The 16980-nt window shown below is 53.5% G+C and carries 11 protein-coding genes; 8 read left to right on the top strand and 3 right to left on the bottom strand.

Annotated features, from left to right (window positions below; genetic code table 11):
• Positions 1 to 18: 18 nt before the first annotated feature.
• The 5 genes from PLD04_02470 to PLD04_02450 are packed head-to-tail and all read left to right on the top strand — an operon-like array spanning position 19 to position 5703.
• Entirely contained in the window at positions 19 to 1458 is a 1440-nt protein-coding gene (locus tag PLD04_02470) for a DUF4139 domain-containing protein (protein ID HXK67184.1), read from the top strand.
• A gap of 51 nt (positions 1459 to 1509) precedes the next feature.
• A complete protein-coding gene (gene mtnA / locus PLD04_02465) occupies positions 1510 to 2517 on the top strand; it encodes an S-methyl-5-thioribose-1-phosphate isomerase (GenBank protein HXK67183.1) in 1008 nt (335 codons plus the stop codon).
• Positions 2514 to 3539, top strand: coding sequence for a tRNA (adenosine(37)-N6)-threonylcarbamoyltransferase complex transferase subunit TsaD (gene tsaD, locus PLD04_02460; protein HXK67182.1), 1026 nt, complete (start codon positions 2514 to 2516; stop codon positions 3537 to 3539). Before mtnA ends, tsaD begins: the two co-directional genes overlap by 4 nt.
• Positions 3536 to 5314, top strand: a complete 1779-nt coding sequence (gene lepA, locus PLD04_02455; GenBank protein HXK67181.1) for a translation elongation factor 4 — start codon at positions 3536 to 3538, stop codon at positions 5312 to 5314. The genes tsaD and lepA overlap by 4 nt, the downstream gene beginning before the upstream one ends.
• A gap of 26 nt (positions 5315 to 5340) precedes the next feature.
• Positions 5341 to 5703, top strand: coding sequence for a hypothetical protein (locus PLD04_02450; GenBank protein ID HXK67180.1), 363 nt, complete (start codon positions 5341 to 5343; stop codon positions 5701 to 5703).
• 156 nt (positions 5704 to 5859) lie between these two features.
• Here PLD04_02450 and PLD04_02445 read toward each other — a convergent pair whose 3' ends face one another.
• Entirely contained in the window at positions 5860 to 6780 is a 921-nt protein-coding gene (locus tag PLD04_02445; protein ID HXK67179.1) for a tetratricopeptide repeat protein, read from the bottom strand.
• A 68-nt stretch (positions 6781 to 6848) separates the two neighbouring features.
• Positions 6849 to 8000 carry a glycosyltransferase family 2 protein gene (locus PLD04_02440; protein ID HXK67178.1) on the bottom strand — a complete coding sequence of 384 codons (1152 nt, stop codon included), beginning with the start codon at positions 7998 to 8000 and terminating at the stop codon, positions 6849 to 6851.
• A 74-nt stretch (positions 8001 to 8074) separates the two neighbouring features.
• On the opposite strand from PLD04_02440, the gene PLD04_02435 reads away from it, so the two are divergent.
• The 3 genes from PLD04_02435 (at position 8075) to PLD04_02425 (ending at position 10941) form a co-directional block, all read left to right on the top strand.
• Complete coding sequence (locus PLD04_02435; protein HXK67177.1) at positions 8075 to 8857, top strand: enoyl-CoA hydratase-related protein; 783 nt, start codon at positions 8075 to 8077, stop codon at positions 8855 to 8857.
• 64 nt (positions 8858 to 8921) lie between these two features.
• Entirely contained in the window at positions 8922 to 9422 is a 501-nt protein-coding gene (locus PLD04_02430; protein HXK67176.1) for a hypothetical protein, read from the top strand.
• A gap of 37 nt (positions 9423 to 9459) precedes the next feature.
• On the top strand, positions 9460 to 10941 hold the full coding sequence (locus PLD04_02425; GenBank protein HXK67175.1) for a M14 family zinc carboxypeptidase: 1482 nt from the start codon (positions 9460 to 9462) through the stop codon (positions 10939 to 10941).
• Positions 10942 to 11155: 214 nt separating this feature from the next.
• On the opposite strand, the gene PLD04_02420 is transcribed toward PLD04_02425, so the two are convergent.
• On the bottom strand, positions 11156 to 16687 hold the full coding sequence (locus tag PLD04_02420; protein HXK67174.1) for a LamG domain-containing protein: 5532 nt from the start codon (positions 16685 to 16687) through the stop codon (positions 11156 to 11158).
• Positions 16688 to 16980 lie beyond the last annotated feature (293 nt).

Here is a 16980-nt window from a genome sequence, read left to right as displayed (position 1 = left end):
TATAAGGAGGTATCCAGTATGCGAAATCCAACCATTGTATCCATTCTTGCCCTCGGTATTCTGTGCGGTGCGGTGACGGTGAAACCGGCCTCACCGGAAGAGCCCGGAATTGTCAGGTCCGATGCATCGGATCAGGAGTCGGTACATCTTACCGTTTATAACCAGAACCGCGCCCTGGTGAATGAGGTAAGAAACGTAAACTTCCCGGGCGGGATGGTGAATCTCTGGTTCCAGGATGTGGCATCGCAGATTATGCCGGAAACTGTGGCCATCAAGGGGATCACGGGCGCGGAGTTTACGGTACGGGAACAAAATTACGAATTTGATCTTTTATCCCCTCAGAAGCTTCTTGAAAAGTACCTGGATCGGGATGTCGATCTGGTTCGACTGGACCGCGATGAAGACAGAACCGTGGAAAAGCGGACGAGGGCCCATCTCCTCTCTACAAATAATGGCACAGTGTGGCAGATCGGGGACAGAATCGTGGTGAATCCCCCGTATGCGTACCTGGAGTTTCCGCAGCTTCCCGCCAACCTTTACGCAAAGCCGACTCTTGTCTGGCTGTTGGACGCGAAAAAGGGAAGCGCAAGGGTTCAGACGACGTATCTGACCCAGAATATTACATGGAAAGCTGACTATGTCTTTACTCTTGACGAAAAGGATACAGGTGGAGACATGATCGGCTGGGTCACGCTGACGAACAATTCCGGAGCTACCTATACCCATGCCACCCTGAAGCTCATTGCCGGTGACGTCAACGTTGTACAGGATAGAGAGCCGATGATGCGGTATGCACAGAAGGGGGTCCTGGCAGAATCCGCACCCCAATTTGAAGAAAAGTCCTTTTTCGAATATCACATGTACACTCTTCAGAGGCCCGCCACGCTGAATGATCGCCAGCAAAAACAGATTGAGCTGCTGCACGCAGATGAGTTCGGAGTTGAAAAGCAGTTCATAGCCCGGGGGCAGCGCTGGTACTACAGCCAGAGAATCGGAGATGTCCAGAAGCCCAAAGTCGAGGTGGCTGTCAAAGTTATGAATTCTGAGAAGAATGGACTCGGTTTACCCCTTCCCAAAGGTACAGTCCGGGTTTACAAACGGGATACGGACGGTTCGTCCCAGTTCATCGGGGAGGATACCATCGATCACACACCCCGGGATGAGTCGATCTATCTGACACTCGGAAACGCTTTCGATCTGGTCACAGAAAGGCGTCAGACCGATTATCGGGTAATATCCGACTGTGTCCGAGAATCCGCTTTTGAAATCAAGGTTCGGAACCATAAGAAAGAGCCCGCCACGCTGAGACTTATTGAGCCTGTAGGTGGGGAATGGGAAATGTTGAACCATTCGCACCCATTTATCAAGATGGATGCCTTTACCCTTGAATTTCCCGTTCCGGTCAATCCCGACGAAGAGGTTGTCGTTACCTATCGGGTCCGTCTTAAGTACTGTTAATCTCGTACCCGGGTGGGAGAGGAGTGGAGTAGTGTACAATAATCGGCCATGATGATTGAGAAAACTAAAACCTTTTCGCCCATGAAATGGAGGAACGGTCGCCTTTCTTTGCTGGATCAGCGAGTTCTTCCTGCCGAGGAGGTATGGCTCACATGTGAGGATTGTCAGTCCGTAGCGGACGCAATACGGGATATGGTTGTGCGGGGGGCGCCTGCAATCGGAGTCACTGCTGCTTACGGTATGGCCCTTGCCGCAAAGGAGGGAATTGATCTTGAGGACGCCAGACAGATGCTCCTCGCCACTCGTCCCACCGCGGTGAATCTGGGATGGGCCATATCCAGGATGGAAGGGATCTGGAGAAAATCAGGCGGGGACTGGAAATTTCTCAAGACGGAAGCGGATCGAATCATGGAGGAAGATATTGAAGCCAACCTTCGCATGGGAGAGCTGGGAGCCGAACTGATTGGTCAGGTCGGGTGTGTGATGACCATCTGTAATGCAGGAGCTCTGGCTACAGCAGGATATGGGACGGCGCTGGGTGTGATCCGCAGTCTTTTCAGACAAAACAGGGATCTCATGGTTATGGTGCCGGAAACACGCCCCTGGCTGCAGGGAGCCCGTCTTACAGCATGGGAGCTTCAAAGGGACGGGATCAACGTAACGGTGATCACGGACAATATGGTTGGCTGGACGATGAAGCAAAAAAACGTTCAGGCTGTGATTACGGGGGCGGATCGAATCGTTGCCAGCGGGGATGCGGCAAACAAGATCGGAACCTATGGAATGGCACACCTCGCCGCAGCCCATAAGATACCCTTTTATATCGCAGCTCCCTGGTCTACCGTCGATATGAAATTGGCATCCGGGGATGACATTCCCATCGAGGAACGGGATCCTGAGGAAGTGAAAGCCTTTCGGGGCCTGAAGATTGCTCCTGATTCCGCCGATGCCTGGCATCCGGCCTTTGATGTTACTCCCGGCCGACTCATCAGCGCCATCATCACAGAACGGGGAATTGCTCAACCGCCTCTGAATCAATCTCTCCGCGCACTCCAATGAAATACGTCCTCGGTATTGAAACTTCCTGCGACGAAACCTCCGTCGCCCTGGTGGGAGAGACGGGTCGGGTCCTGGATCAGATAACCTCGACTCAGATCGAGGTTCACCGTCCCTTTCATGGGGTTGTTCCCGAAATCGCCGCACGGCACCACCTCATCAATCTTCCTGTCCTCTATGAATCAATCTGGAAAAAGACGGGTCTCACCCTGTCCGATGTTGACCTGATTTCTGTGACCAGGGGACCCGGTCTGATTGCGGCCCTTCTGGTGGGTGTGGCGTTTTCCCGGAGCCTCGCCCTCTCTTCGGGGATCCCTCTCCTGGGTATCAATCATCTGGAAGGTCACCTCTTTTCTCCCTTTATCGAGAAAAACCGGCCGGAATCCTTTCTGGGTCTAGTGGTATCAGGCAGCCACGCTTCCGTGTACCTTGTCCGGGGGAATACGATCCAAAGGCTGAATGGAACCCGTGACGATGCACCGGGAGAGGCCTTCGACAAGGTGGCAAAGCTGATGAAGCTGTCCTATCCGGGTGGACCGGTCATTGACAGATTGTCCGGAAGTGGGGACCCGGAAGCATTTCGCTTCAAGAATCCGATAATGAGTGATGGATCTCTGGATTTCAGTTTCAGTGGGATCAAGTCGGCGGTATCCCGGATTGTAGACAGGGAAGGGGATTCCCTTTTTCAGGATGGGAACCTTACACAGCGAGGTCTTGATCTCCTGGCCTCGTTCCAGAACGCCGTGGTAAACCATCTCTGGGACCGGGTACGAAAGCTCTGGGAAACCTATCCTGTGGAATGTATTGCAGTTTCCGGCGGTGTGGCCGCCAATTCACGGCTTCAGAGTGTTCTGCAGGCATGGGCAGCGGAACGCGGCGTGAACCTGGCCCTGCCTCCACTGAAATATATCACCGATAATGCAGCCATGATCGCCCACCATGCATTTCACCTCAGAAAGGCCGGTTGTGGTTTTGACGATCCCGTTCTTTTCGATGCCGATCCAAGACTTGGACAATACGCATGAAAAAAATTCGGAATTTCAGCATTATTGCTCACATCGACCATGGAAAGTCCACCCTGGCCGACAGGCTTTTGGAACATACGGGCTCCGTTGATGTTCGAAAAATGAAGCAACAGATTCTGGATGATCTGGACGTGGAACGGGAGCATGGTATCACGATCAAATCCCGGGCGGTAACCATCCTCTACAAAGGGTATAAATTGAACTTCATCGATACTCCCGGCCACGTGGATTTTTCTTACGAAGTCTCGCGATCCCTTTCCGCGTGTGAAGGAGCACTTCTTGTCGTGGATGCCACGCAGGGGGTTCAGGCTCAGACTCTGGCCAACGCCTATCTGGCCATTTCAGACGATTTACACATTATTCCGGTTCTGAACAAGATTGATCTTCCTGCGGCCGATATCGAGATGTCGATGGACCAGATTGAACGGGTTGTGGGAATTCCCGCCGAGGATGCCATTCAGGTTTCTGCCAAGACCGGGGTTGGAGTGGACAAAGTCCTGGATGCGATCATCGATCGCATTCCGCCTCCCACGGGAGATGATGATGCCCCCCTCCAGGCCCTCCTCATTGACGCCTGGTATGATTCCTACCGCGGTGTCCACATGCTGGTACGTGTCGTGAACGGAAAGATCTCGCGGGGTAATGTTATCCGTTTCATGTCAACAAAGAGGAGCTTTGAAGTTGACCGGATCGGTGTCCACAGTCCTTTTCCCACCGAGATTGATACACTCCTGAGCGGGGAAGTGGGCTATCTGTCCGCCGGGATCAAAGATCTGTCCCAGACCAAAATTGGCGATACGATTACCCTTCATGAGAGGCCCTGTTCTTCCCCCCTGCCCGGGTTTCATGAAATGAAGTCCATGGTGTTTGCCGGACTTTACCCCGTGGATCCAAGGGATTTTGAGGAGCTCCGCCAGGCTCTCGGCAAGTTGTCCCTTAACGACTCCGCCATTCACTTTCAACCGGAAACCAGCCAGGCGCTGGGCTTTGGATTCCGATGCGGCTTCCTTGGGCTTCTCCACATGTCGATCGTACAGGAGCGGCTGGAAAGGGAATTTGATCTGAACCTGATTACGACCTCTCCCGCGGTTTCCTACAGGGTTCACCTCACGAGTGGTGAAGAACGGGAGATATCCAATCCTGACGAACTTCCACCCACGCAGTATATTGCAAAAATTGAAGAACCAAGGATGATCGTTACGATCATCACACCGGATGAATATCTGGGTCCTCTTCTGAAGCTCTGTGAGGAACGAAGGGGAATACAAAGAAAGATGGAATACATCGGCCATAAGATGGTCCTTCTGGAGTACAACCTTCCTCTGGCCGAAATCATCATGGATTTTTATGATCGGTTGAAGACATTCAGTCGCGGTTATGCAACGATGGATTATCAGTTGCTGGGATTCAGTGAGGGAGATCTGATCAAGTTGACGATTTTAATCAACGGGCAGCCGCTCGATGCTCTGTCTATCATCGTACACAAGGAAATGGCCTATACGAGAGGCAAAAAACTCGTGGAGAAGCTGAAGGAGGTTATCCCGCGCCAGCTCTTTGAAGTCATCATCCAATCGGCTGTGGGACAGAGAGTGATATCACGTGACCGGATACCTCCCCTGCGGAAAAATGTAATTGCAAAGTGTTATGGTGGGGATATCACAAGAAAGCGCAAATTGCTGGAGAAGCAAAAAGAGGGAAAAAAACGGATGAAACAGGTTGGACGGGTTGAAATTCCTCAGGATGCATTTCTATCCATTTTGCGCCTTGATGAGTAATGGTATAATCATTCACGGAGGTGTTTATGAGAAACCTTGGAAAGTCCAATATCGGCTGTATTATTGCCTTCATTGTACTGGGTGTTTTTGGCTATTCCCTGACCCTGTACATTCCTGTTCGGGTCCATGCCGCCGAATTCGCGGACTTCCTCAAGGACAAGGCGTCCTATCCCAAGTACGCCAAAGATCTGGAAGGATTCCGCTCGATTGCTCTTCAAAAGGCTAAAGAACTTGATATCCCGCTGAAGTCGGAGAACCTTACTCTGGAAAAAACGGGTGACTATATCCGCTATGCCGCGGAATGGGAACAGGAAATCAACATCTTTGGCTACGTATATGTCATGGAATTTAATCCAAAGGGGGAGTCGCCCATTATTTCCGGCCTCTGACGGGAGGCATCAGGAAACAGACTTATCGGCGAGGGTTCCCGTTATAGTCGACAGGATGCAGGGCGGATAATCGTGTCCGAACTCAAACATATTTTTCAAGTATAAATGAAAAAACCCCGGATGAACCGGGGTTTTTCTTTTGGATCTAATACTGGATCAGAGCCACTTTATGGCTTCTTTTGCGTCATTTACTCGATCTCCATCCGGAGCTTTTTCAATGTATTTCTGCAAATATTCCTTGGCTTTTGCCATATCGCCCAGTCTCATGTAGCAAAAACCGAGTTCAAAATAGGCCTTTGCAAATTCGGGATCGATGGATACGGCTTCTTCCAGTTTTTTCGCGGCTTCCTCATCGTTCTGCTGGTTGATGAGGTTGGCGGCAGCGTTATACAGGCTTTCAGGGCTGTCGGGTTGCAGTGTGTCCAGGATCTTCTGGTACGCGAGTGCGGTTTCTTTGTCTCCCCGTTTTGTGGCACATCCGATGAGAAGCACATAGGCCGATGCAGATTCCTCGTCCGCTTCAAGGGTGATCCTGGCTTCCTTTTCAGCTTTGTCGCAATCTCCCTGCTGATAATAGATGTTGGCGAGGGCCAGGTGAGCAAGATGATAGGTGGGCTCCAGAGCCAGAGCCTCCTTGAATTTGGCTTCCGCTTCAGCAAGCTTGTTATCCAGGAGCAACAGACGGCCTTCCTCATATTTTCCAAGATGAGGCTTATCTTCCAGCATTTTCTGCCGCTGCATCTCATTGGCCTCTTCCTGAGTTTTGAGGACAAAATTTTTCTCCAGGGTGTCGAAAATGGTCGGTTTGATCACTTCCTGCCAGGATACATAGCCTTCTTTTTCCAGGAGGAAAAGATAGGTGTGCGTTCCATCGGTTACCGCGATGGAATAGTACCCTTTCTTGTCTGTTGTAAGGATTTTGGCGTTGGATTCGATTTTCTGATCGGTCACGGAGATCTTAACATCCGGAATGGGTTCTCCCTCGGAGTTTGTAACCTTTCCCTGTACCCGACTGGGTGCCTGTGCCCAGAGAATGGTAGTGATCATGATGAATGCAACAATCAGAATGCGTCTCATGTATAACCCCCTTCAAAGGTCTTCCTGCAGAACATCCTATCATTATTAGAACAATTATTTCAATCAATCTATTTTAAACCGTAACGGTTGATATGGAGTACGGAAAGGTACAGACCGGCAAAGAATCCCTGAATGCCCGTAATAACCATGGCGGCAAGGGTGATGATTAAAACGGATTCTCTCGAGGGTATTGTCCCCATTCCATCAAGAATCCATCGGGCCAGAAGTAAGAGGTCTCCTGCAAGGCCAATGAGGGTCAGCCCTGTGAAAAGAATCATCCACGGCTCAAGACGGAAACGTTCTCTGAACCAAAGCTCAAGACGATCGCCCCTTGCCGCACGGGCAAGAGGGTGGAGCCTGGCAAAGAGTCCGAAGAGCAGGATCTGGTTACCCACGACAAGAAGAACAAGACCCAGCAGGCTCATGTGAAAGGAGTACGTTCTTCCGAAAAGCTGCAGCCCGTACAGGCTCAGACCCAGGGAAAGGATGCCCGAAACCGTAAAAAGTGCGGCGGGCAGAAGAAAGAGATAGAAGGGGCTGAACAGGAAGAGAAATCGTAAGTGGCGCCAGCCATCCCGGAACGATCGAAGATGAGGAGGGCGTGTTCTGCCGTCTTTCCGAAAGTGGATGGGGATTTCCCGGATTGTAAGCCCCAGCCGTGCCGCTTTGACAAGCATTTCGGATGCGTACTCCATACCTGGAGAACCAAGGTTCATTTGGTTCCATGCCTCCCGGGTGAAGATACGCATTCCCGACTGACTGTCGGAGATCGAGGTCCTGAACATAAGGTTGAGCAGAAGTGTAAGAACGGGAGTCCCCAGGTGACGATGCAAAAAGGGCATTGACCCGGGATCAATCGAGCCGCGCAGCCTGGATCCAAGGACCAGATCCGCCCCTTCCCGGGCTGCAGCCATGAATCGAGGGATCTCCTTGAAGTCATAGGACATATCGGAATCCGCCATCAGGATGAAACGGCCCATTGTTTCGGGAATGGCTCCAAGGTAGGCGTTTCCGTAACCGCGCCGGGCTACGTGAACAACTCTTGCGCCAAGTTTTTGCGAAATATTTACAGATCGATCCGTGGATCCATTGTCGGCAATTACAATCTCATAATCGATGTCTGATTCATGGAGGGTCGACTTGATCTCTTCAATACAGGAACCAATCGTTTCCTCTTCGTTAAGGCAGGGGAGCACAACGGAAAGTTCCAGTTCGGCCATGGCAATATTGTACCAGAGGCTTGCACCCTGACAGTGATGGTGTACAATGCGTTCACAACCCATGGAGGTGATGTATGTCCCAGCAGTTTGTTCTTGTCGATGTCAAGGAGTCAGTTGCACGCATTACCATGAATCGCCCTGACAAGCTCAATGCACTATCCGATGCGGTTCTGGATGACCTGGAAGAAGTTTTGAATGAACTGGAAACCCGGGAGGATGTGAAGGTTCTGATTCTAACGGGATCAGGTGAAAAGGCCTTTGTCGCGGGAGCCGATATTGCTGAAATCGCCAGGCTGTCCGTTGTAGAGGCCAGGACTATGGCTCTTAGAGGGCAGGCGCTCTTTTCTCGAATCGAGGATTATCCCAAACCGGTCATTGCTGCCGTCAACGGTTTTGCCCTGGGCGGGGGCTGCGAACTGGCCATGGCGTGTCATATTCGCCTGGCATCAGAAAAGGCAAAATTTGGCCAACCTGAAGTGAAACTGGGAATTATTCCAGGTTATGGCGGAACACAGAGACTTCCCAGGCTCGTGGGACGGGGCATGGCAATGGAACTGACGCTTTCCGGCCGCATGATTGATGCCGCCGAAGCCCTGCGTATCGGACTTGTCAACCATGTGTACGCTCCGGATGTTCTGCTGAATGAAGCGGAAAAACTTGCCTCGGAGATTGCGGTTCAAGCTCCTGTAGCGGTTCGATTTGCACGCGAAGCGATCCATAACGGTGTGGATATGCCTTTTGGCCATGGATGCAATCTGGAAGCTCATCTTTTTGCTGCGCTCTTTTCCACCGAAGATATGCAGGAAGGTACGAAGGCGTTTCTGGAAAAACGACCAGCAGAGTTTACGGGAAAATAGCAGGGCAGGTCCAAGAAACTTTCGACGGGGTCTGCCGTATAGCAACTGAACCATGAGTTTTTCTATGCAGGAAATGATTCAGGGGAGCCTGGTTCCTTCGCCGGACGGATGGTGTGTCTCAGGGCGATGGTTCCGGGAAACCCTTGGAGGTCGCCCACCACGATTGATGGGCAAGGGGACAGCCCTGCATGACAACGGTGTTCTTACGCTCACCTTCAGTCGAAGAGACCCCATGACGTTTCGTGTGCCGGACCATTTCCCTGCAGTCAAGAATCCCATCGAGGATGAATGTCTGGTGGGTGGGCCCGATCCACTGATCATTATTCCAGGTGTTGCGGCTGCAGGTGATCTTTTTCGCCTTGAGGGACGAATCAGCCTCGGACGCGGATGGATGGTCGCAAGAATCGCTGATGATCCCCTGACCGTGGAGGTTCTTTCTCCAGAAGAAATATGGACGGTGGACCTTTCGACAGCAAGGCAATTCCATGCCGGACATCTCAGGTTTCAGGTTGTAATAAACGAGGAAAGACAAACTAAATTTTTTACCAGGTTTACGGACCGGTAAGCAAGTACCTTTACAGCTGTTCCAGGGAGGCACGCAAATGAAATCTGTACGTTTTTTTCTTACCATCATGATTCTATCATTCCTGATCCCTTCGCCGGTTCTTCAGGCTCAGCAAGCAAAGCGGATCATTCAGCTGCACAGCCCGGAGGCACACCTTCTCGTGCAGGAATTATCTGACCGCGGGATGGATATTGCCAGAGTGGACAGGGAGGGAGGAACCGTTGATGTCGTGGTATCCGATCATGAGTATCAGGAATTGATATTCAGGACGGAAACACCTTTCACAGTAACGGAATTGACTTCCCCCTCCATGAGAGCACTGGATAGTTACACCAGTCCGGGTGAGATGGAAGCCTTTCTTCTTGAAATTGCCTCTACTTATCCATCCATTGTGGAACTGCGTGTTCTATCGGATTCGCTCTATGAAGGCCACAAAATATATGCTGTCAAAATCTCTGATCATGCGGTCCTGGATGAAGATGAGCCGGTCTTTCTGATGGATTGTCAACACCATGCCAGGGAAGTCATGACTTCAGAAATCGCCAGGGATGCGATTGAGTACCTTACCTCGAATTATGGAACCGATGTCAGGGTGACGGAATGGATCGACAATCTGGAGATCTGGATTGTTCCCATGGTAAATCCGGATGGAATTGAATACGTTTTTAATAACGATATCTGGTGGAGAAAAAACAGGAATCCGCAATGTCCTGTTGACCTGAATAGAAACTATCCGGCAACCTGGAATGAATGCCGGGGATCTTCCGGGAACTGTTTTGATGAAACGTTCCGTGGAACCGGGGCGACTTCAGAGCCTGAAACTCAGGCAATGATCGCTCTCATGGACGAGATTCATCCCGTCTTCTATTTGAGTTATCACAGTTACGGCCCTTACATTATCTGGCCCTACGGCTGTGCTTCGACTCCGGATTATGACAGTCTGAGGAGAATCGGAGCCCTCCTTAACCTGCAAATGGAGGACGATCTGGGCAGGACGGGCCACTGGCCCATGGGCACGTCAGGGGAAGTCCTCTATCTAACCGATGGGGCATCTACCGACGAGCCTTATACGAGGTATGGAACATACGGGTACACGATTGAAGTCAATTCGACCGGGTCTGGTATGTTTCATCCCGATTATGCCACCTGGAGGGATAAAACCGTGGAAAGGCAAAGGAATGGCTGGGGATTCTTTTTGACCTACCTCCTGGATGGCGCCTGGGTCACCGGCCATGTCTTGGATGGGATCACCGGTTTACCTCTGGATAACGCTACCATTGAGATCGACGAAATGCCGAGGGACCCCCATCAATCGGCTCGGCTCACCGATTTCTATGGAAGGTATTTTTTCTTTCCCATCCCCAATGCGTCCTACCATCTTACCGTTTCGAGAGCCGGATATCAGTCTCAGACTGTAGAAATTACGATGCAGAATGCTCCAGTATTGCAGGATATCGAGCTTATGCCGTCCCTCTTCGAAGCAGATCTGACACTGCAGTCACCCCATACGCGAGAATAAACGGATAAGCTGACCGGGATTTCCGTAAGGGTAATTCGGTTCAGGTTCACCCGGGGAAAACACAGATGGCGGGTCATTGATGGCAAGGTGCCAGGGCCCTTCTTACCCGGGGCTGTTCTCCTCCCGCGCACAGTCCGTATTCACTCGCACTTTCACCGAGGGCAGTCCGCTGCAGGCGGACCTGCAGCCTTTGTGATAAGAACCTCCTGTGCCCTCATGGGCAAATTTTTCCCGTGCGGGGTATTTCGTCGGAGCCACTTCCCATGTTGCTGCCGCAGTTGTTTTCGATCCTGACCAGGTAAAAGTAGCAGTTCCCCGCGGAAGGTGCGCTGTCGTTGTCCGCTGCCGACGTATTGATGTCATCGGATGCGATGCAATCGGCTCCGGAGAAGTTGGAGGGTGAGGTGCTTCGGAGAACATCGTAGACCGGATCACTGCACCCGGAGCCCGCAGGTTCCGTCCAGGTCAGTGTCGTCGGCGCGTTGCCCGAGAGGCCAAGGTCGGCCACAGGATTCCGGGGGGTTGTCCAGATGGTGCTGTCGAAGGGGGCACAGTCCGTGGCGTCATCCTCGCCATCGTTGTCATCATCGGGATCGCAGGTATCGCCAAGGCCGTCACCATCAAAGTTAGCCTGGTCGCTGTTTCTTACCGTCGGGCAGTTATCGCAGAGGTTCCCTACGGTATCCCCCAGGCCGGCGGCGTACATGGCCTGGATCTCTTCAAGGTTCAGGGCTCTGTCAAAGACGGCGGCCTCATCGATCATCCCCAGGAAAGGGTGGGTGTTGGTCAGATAGTACCCACCCACGACCCAGGTTTCACTGTCCTGAAGGTTGGTGGCGGGATCGTCGGGTCCTGCCAGGACCAGGCCATCGTCCACGTAGATTTTCCCGTTTGTCCCGTCGAAGGTGTATACAGCCAGGTGCCACTGGTTGTCGGTCCATGTGATTGTGTCGGTGTCCACAACTCCGTACCGGGTCGTGGTTCCCTCTCCCGTGGTCCACCCCCTCAGCGCCCCATCAGTGTCGTAGACGAGCGCGTGACTGTGGTTCCAGTCCCCGCTGGCATCGGAGATTTCGATGAGGCGTGGGGATCCGGATCCTCCGCCGGGGCTCTTGAACCAGGCGGCGAGGGTGATCTCCGCTCCGAAGGCCTGACTCCAGGTTCCCTGAACTTTATTGGTGGCACCGTCGAAGCTCAGGCTGTAGGGATCCCCGGTGAGGGCTGCCGGGACGTTTGTGGAGTACATCGGGCTTCCCACGATCGCACCGTCCGCGCCGTTCCCGGAGGAGTCATGGGCCGCCATTCCTCCTCCCTCGTCGAAGCGCCAGGCGGCCACGTTGCCGGGGATGTCCACGTCCTCCTGGTCCGGGTTGACGGTGTCGGGACAGTTGTCGCATGTGTCTCCCGCACCGTCCCCCACGCCTCCGGCAAAGATAGCCTGGATTTCATCCAGTTCGAGCTTCCTGTTGAAGATGGCCACTTCGTCGATGGAGCCTGAGAATGTATTGTTCGTGTCGATGTAGTATCCACCTACGACCCACGTCAGGCCGTCCTGGATGTCGGAAGTGGGAGAGTCGGAGCCGGAAATGATCAAGCCTTCATCCACGTAGAGACGTCCCGTTGTTCCGTCGTAGGTAAAGGTCGCCAGGTGCCACTGGTTGTCTCCCCAGATCTCTTCCGAGGTGTCCACCTGTCCGCCCCGCTGTCCCGTTGCCTCGTCGGTGACCCAGGCTCGGAGGCCCCCTGTCGGCTCGAAGACGATGGCACAGCTCTGGCCCGAATGGCCGGTCTCATCAGAAAATTCAACCAGGCGAGGGTTGTTTTCCCCGCCACCGGGACTTCTAAACCAAGCCATGAGGGTAACCTCGGACCCGAAAGGCTGGTTCCACGTGCCGAAAACCTTGTCGTCAATACCGTCGAAGGTGAGGGCGGCGCCCTGGTGGCCAGGGACATAGGCGGCCCCGCTGATCGTACCGTCACTCGACCCGAAATTGTCGTAGGCTATTGTTCCCGTACCCTCATCAAAGCGCCAGAAGGCAACGAGGCCGTCCACATCTCCGTCTTCCTGGCCGGGATTGGCGGCAACCGGGCAGTTGTCGTTAGCGGCGCAGTGGCCGTCCCCATCATTATCGTCGCCTGTGCTGTCACGGCCGATGAGGCCATCGGTCTCCGACGTAATATCACAGCCGTTCCTGTAGATGACGGAGTAGAGGTACCACTCTCCATCCACCCCGTCAGGGTCGAGGTATCCAGTGTTACCCTCCGTAATGTCCGTAGCGATCGTGCTCCCATCACGCAGGATTTCGTAAGTTCTTGTTCCCTGGCCATGATCGCCCCAATCGAGGGGATCTTCCTGCCAGTTCAGGGCCACACCGGCGTTGTCACATCCGCCCATGTCCTGGAGGGTAATGGCCGACAGTCCGGTGGGCGCCATTCCCACCTGGTCAGTGAGAGATACTCCGGTAGTGCCGTTTGCATTGGAACATCCGTTGATGTATCGAACCGCGTACGTGTATGCAGTGCCGTTTGTCCCCGTATTGTCCGTACAGGACGTGGTCCCGTAGCTCTTGCTCCCCGAGCATCCGCCGGATGAGAGCGTGCCTCCGTTTCGATAAACCACGTAAGTCCTCGTTCCTACACCGTTGTCATTCCAGCTGGCAGGCTCCTGGGCCCAGGTGACCGTAACGCCTGTATCGAGGCAGAGATCGGGGTCGGAGCCCCCGTTGTTAGTCAATCCTGAAGGTATGGAAGAAACTTTATCCATTGCTGTGGCAGAAGAAGAATCGGTATAGAGCGAGCACCCGTTCTTATATCGTACAAGGTAGTAGTAGGTCTGATTGTTGTTGGCAGGGTTGTCGGTATATGTGGTGACATTGTCGCTGTAGGGGATATCGCTCCCAATCGCAGACCAGGACACGCCGTCCGTGCTTCTCCGGACCCTGTAGGCCCTTGAATCGATTTCGCCGTTGTCCCCCCAGTCGGAAGGATTTCGAGGCCAGGTGATCGTAATGCCGGTGTCGGTGCAGTCACTGGCGTCCACGGCCGTAATGATGCCCAGACCGGTTGGGGCGCTGCTACTGTTGTCCGACTGGTATGATCCCGAAGTGAAGGTTTGCTTGTCGCAGGAGTTGTAGTATTTCACGGTGTAACAGTAAGTCCCATCGTGAGTGCCCGTCGTGTCCAGATAGGTCGTCGGATCGCCGTAGGGTATGTAATCGGAGATTGGGCTCCCCGAACACCCGCCTCCCAGGGCGCCTCGGAAAACGCGATATTGCCGCTGGGATGTGTTCATGCCATAGTCGCCCCAGCTTGTGGCGTTCGCGGCCCAGTCGATCCGAATCCCCGAATAGGCACATCCGTCTTCGTCGTAAACGGAGAGAGAAAACCCTGATGGGGCTGTGCTTACTCTGTCCACACCGGAGACGCCCCCTGTTGTGGAGGCCATGGCGCAGCCGTTTTCAAATCGCACCTTGTAGGTGTAAGTCTGGTCGCTATTCCCTGTGTTGTCGATGCAGGTATAGCTACCGTAGATGTTACCGCTGCATCCGCCCGAGGAAATGGGAACATCGTTCCTCAGAACAGTGACGGTTCGTGTCCCCGCCCCGAAATCCTTCCAGTCGGGGACGGAGAAAGAGATCTCTACACCGGAATCGTCACAGTAGCTCACATCGGAGACGGTTGGATCGTATACGGTTGGAGAACCCGTGCAGTAGTGATAGACGCCTCCCGTATTGAACCTCTGGGTCGCATTCATGCCTCCCCAGACGACCATCGAACTTCCCGTCCAGACCGCCGTGTGGTCCATTCGCCCCGTCGGTGTCTGGGGATCGGAGGCGTCGGTGGCCTGCCAGCTATTTCCAGAGAAGCTGTACAGACCTCCGGAATTGAGGTACGAGCCGTTGTATCCGCCCCAGACGATCATGTCCTGGCCCGACCAAACGGCTGAGTGATATTGCCGGCCGGCGGGGACCCCGGTTCCTGTGGACGTGGCGGTCCAGCTCATTGTATACATTGAGTACCGTCCACCGGTGTTGGTGTAATTGGGTGAGATATAGGGTGAGTAGCCTCCCCAGACGATCATGTTGGTATAGATGTCAAAGGGATCCCCGGTCACAATGGCCGTGTGGTCGGTGCGTCCTGCCGGGGCTCCCGTTTCGGGCGGAAAATTGGTCCAGACATTGCCGGACTCAAACATCTTGCCCGTGTCCTCCCAGTTCCCACCACCCCAGATCATCATGAGCCCTCCCCACAGACCCGGTACCTGCGTATGCTTGATCCTCGCACCAGGGGAATTTGTCGTTGTCATTGCAGACCAGGAATCCGTAAAGAGCCAGACTCCCCCGTTACCGAGTTCTGAAATGTCGAGCCATCCTCCAAAGATGAGCATGGAGTTGCCGCAGACTGTGGCCGTGTGGCCGTGCCGGGGCAGGACCAGGCCTGCGGAGGGTGTTGTCATGGCTGTCCACGTACCGTTGGTCCCGCCTGCAGGGTCGAATAGGGCACCGGTGGCGACATCTCCGGTTGAATCGTATCCCGCCCAGACAATCATCCTGAGGATGACGTCGGACCATACTGCTGTGTGGAGGTGGCGCGCCGTGGGTGCGCCCGTTGTAGAGGTTGCGGTCCAGTTATTGGTGGCCGGGACGTACATTCCTCCGGTGTTGTAGTAGGTCGTGCCACTCTTCCCCCCCCAGACAATCATCTCCGACCCGGTCCAGACAGCGGTGTGGTTGGTGCGGGCTGTGGGACAGCTTGTCGTGCTCGTTGCTGTCCAGGGGTCGTAGGCCCGAAAGGGATTAGCGATCGCAGGGATGTAAAAGTCAACCCCCGTTTCAGCGGGAGCGGCTTCGATGGCGGGAGAGACCTCCTCCCACCAGTCGTCAAATGGATGTTTCATCCACGTCACGCTCCGGGTCCGGATCGTAGTGGCGTCTTCCAATATGACGAATGTTGTCAGAAATCGGTCCTCGGTCTCGACCAGTTGTCCCGGGTAGTTCATACCCTCCCGGAGAGTGCCACCGTTCAGGTTGATTGAAGCCTCTTCCACCAGGGTGTGCAGACGGTCTTCCCATTCAGCCTCCGGAACTAGAACCCGGTGAATCCCGTCAATAATAGAATTTCGTTCCAGGTCTCCTAATACCGGGACCTTACGGTAGAGGTGTTCCACCATATAGTCGCCGATAGTAAACAGGTCGTCAGCGATCGTGACGGCTGCAAACTCTTCTTCGGCCCGATCCATGAGGTCACCGTGGATCTGCCTGTCATTGGCGTACATCTGCCTGGCCATGCGGTCCACGAGTAGCGGACGGGCCAGGCACTCAGCGATCTTCCTGGGATCGTTATTCAGCGCATCGAAAAGCTCATGAAGAACGGCTGGGTCCGCTGTTTCTCGAACCATCCGGTCGATTTCATCCTGAAGATCCTCTCCTGCAACCTCTTGTCCCCAGAAAATCCTCAGGGCCTCCGTAAGCCGGAGGGTGGTCTGGACTCTCATCGCGAGGTTATCCTCCGTCACCGTCGTACTAAAATCGGGGGTAAGTTCCGGGGTGGAGGACATCGCCCTGCGATGGTTATAGAAAACCTCTTCGAGAGCTCGCCGGCATTCTACCCTCTCCTGGAAGGTAAGGGGGAGATAAATCTGAACAGATTCCATTCCCTGTCCTATTGTCTTTATTTCATTGGTCGCGGCAATAACTATCCCGGCGATGGCAAGGAACATCGATGTGAAATAAAGTACATTTTTCATTAAGCCCTCCTTCTTCCGGCCGATTCATCTGCAGGTCCACATTTTTCCTGCATTTCAGGCTGTACCTGAAGCTACAAGGACCATTAAGGAAAAGAAAGTCCACAACACATTAAAAAGTAGTACAAAAAATGCCAAATACCTGTGCAGGTTGTCACATGGGAACAATTTTACCCTTGCTCATACGATAATCCTCACTCCATCCATTGTCAACCATATAATTGATGGAATCGTGGGAACCGAAGCGGATTTACCCTCCTGCGGGGATATGGTAGAGTAATAGAAGAAATTCAGGA

The sequence above is a fragment of the Thermoanaerobaculia bacterium genome, from assembly GCA_035593605.1.
Lineage (GTDB): Bacteria > Acidobacteriota > Thermoanaerobaculia > UBA2201 > DAOSWS01 > DAOSWS01.
Note: the sequence above shows the minus strand (reverse complement) of the source record. Positions and strands in the feature narration are given on the sequence as shown.

Excerpts from the sequence above, each read along its gene's own strand:
- PLD04_02425 (HXK67175.1), top strand. The coding sequence starts at position 9,460 with ATGAAATCTGTACGTTTTTTTCTTACCATCATGATTCTATCATTCCTG.
- PLD04_02435 (HXK67177.1), top strand. The coding sequence starts at position 8,075 with ATGTCCCAGCAGTTTGTTCTTGTCGATGTCAAGGAGTCAGTTGCACGC.
- PLD04_02440 (HXK67178.1), bottom strand. The coding sequence starts at position 8,000 with ATGGCCGAACTGGAACTTTCCGTTGTGCTCCCCTGCCTTAACGAAGAG.
- PLD04_02470 (HXK67184.1), top strand. The coding sequence starts at position 19 with ATGCGAAATCCAACCATTGTATCCATTCTTGCCCTCGGTATTCTGTGC.
- PLD04_02420 (HXK67174.1), bottom strand. The coding sequence starts at position 16,687 with ATGAAAAATGTACTTTATTTCACATCGATGTTCCTTGCCATCGCCGGG.
- PLD04_02450 (HXK67180.1), top strand. The coding sequence starts at position 5,341 with ATGAGAAACCTTGGAAAGTCCAATATCGGCTGTATTATTGCCTTCATT.
- PLD04_02445 (HXK67179.1), bottom strand. The coding sequence starts at position 6,780 with ATGAGACGCATTCTGATTGTTGCATTCATCATGATCACTACCATTCTC.
- tsaD (HXK67182.1), top strand. The coding sequence starts at position 2,514 with ATGAAATACGTCCTCGGTATTGAAACTTCCTGCGACGAAACCTCCGTC.
- lepA (HXK67181.1), top strand. The coding sequence starts at position 3,536 with ATGAAAAAAATTCGGAATTTCAGCATTATTGCTCACATCGACCATGGA.
- PLD04_02430 (HXK67176.1), top strand. The coding sequence starts at position 8,922 with ATGCAGGAAATGATTCAGGGGAGCCTGGTTCCTTCGCCGGACGGATGG.
- mtnA (HXK67183.1), top strand. The coding sequence starts at position 1,510 with ATGATTGAGAAAACTAAAACCTTTTCGCCCATGAAATGGAGGAACGGT.